2 pseudogenes are annotated in these 689 nt (G+C 74.6%); one reads left to right on the forward strand and one right to left on the reverse strand.

From position 1 onward, the window contains the following. A pseudogene (locus G3I78_RS46660) lies at positions 1–511 on the reverse strand (hypothetical protein); the annotation flags it as partial. Here G3I78_RS46660 and G3I78_RS46665 point away from each other — a divergent pair. Next, positions 485–689, forward strand: a pseudogene (locus G3I78_RS46665) (carboxyl transferase domain-containing protein); the annotation flags it as partial. The pseudogenes G3I78_RS46660 and G3I78_RS46665 overlap by 27 nt on opposite strands.

Below are 689 nucleotides of genomic sequence, written 5' to 3' on the forward strand. Positions count from 1 at the left end.
TCCGCTCGGGCATCGCGACGTACCCGTACCAGTAGGTCTCGTCCGCGGTCTCGTCGGCAGTCGTGCGCAGCAGGCCGAACTCCGCGTGCGCCCCCCAGTACTGCGTGAGGGCCTCCGCGCCCCAGGCTCCGGGCGTGATCGCGCGCCAGCTCGAGTAGCCGCTGTACACGGGCACGCTCCCGGGGAACAGCGCCGCGCGGACCGCGCTGCGCATCCCGTCCGCGCCGACGACGAGGTCCGCCTCACGACCGGCGACGACGGCGGGCGCACCGTCGGGGTCGCCGGGATCCAGCGAGGTGACCGGCGTCCCCGTGACGACCTCGACGCCCAGGTCGACCGCCCGGCGGTGCAGCGCCTCGTGGAGCCGACGCCGGTGGACACCGATCAGCCCCACGGACGCGCGCACCTCGGGGGTGCCCGGCAGCGTGAGGATCGGGTCGCCGTGGAGGTCCCACGTCCCGCCCGCCCACGTCGCGTACCCGAGCCGGGCGACGGCGTCGTCGTCGGGCACGGCACGATCGACGGCCGCCAGGTGTGCGTGTACTCCCAGGACTTCACGGTGTTCGGCGGGAGTCTCGGCGAGGTCCACGGCCAGAAGATCACCAAGGTGCAGGACCTCGCGCTGCGCACGGGCGTGCCGCTGATCGGCATCTCCGACGGCGGCGGCGCCCGCATCCAGGAGGGCGTCG

It is taken from the genome of Streptomyces sp. SID13726 (assembly GCF_010548375.1).
In the GTDB taxonomy this organism is placed as follows: Bacteria; Actinomycetota; Actinomycetes; order Streptomycetales; family Streptomycetaceae; genus Streptomyces.